The 256-nt window shown below is 53.1% G+C and carries 1 rRNA gene; it reads left to right on the top strand.

The features are described 5' to 3' along the window. Positions 1 to 256 (top strand): 16S ribosomal RNA (locus GJ695_RS29490); the annotation flags it as partial.

The following is a 256-nucleotide window of genomic DNA, read 5'->3' as shown; positions in this document are numbered from 1 at the left end:
CGGGAGGCAGCAGTGGGGAATTTTGGACAATGGGGGCAACCCTGATCCAGCAATGCCGCGTGAGTGAAGAAGGCCTTCGGGTTGTAAAGCTCTTTTGTCAGGGAAGAAAAGGCTGTGGCTAATATCTACGGCTCATGACGGTACCTGAAGAATAAGCACCGGCTAACTACGTGCCAGCAGCCGCGGTAATACGTAGGGTGCAAGCGTTAATCGGAATTACTGGGCGTAAAGCGTGCGCAGGCGGTTTTGTAAGTCT

The sequence above is a fragment of the Duganella alba genome, assembly GCF_009674495.1.
GTDB classification, from domain to species: Bacteria; Pseudomonadota; Gammaproteobacteria; order Burkholderiales; family Burkholderiaceae_D; genus Rugamonas; species Rugamonas alba.
This window is presented reverse-complemented; position numbering and strand designations above follow the sequence as displayed.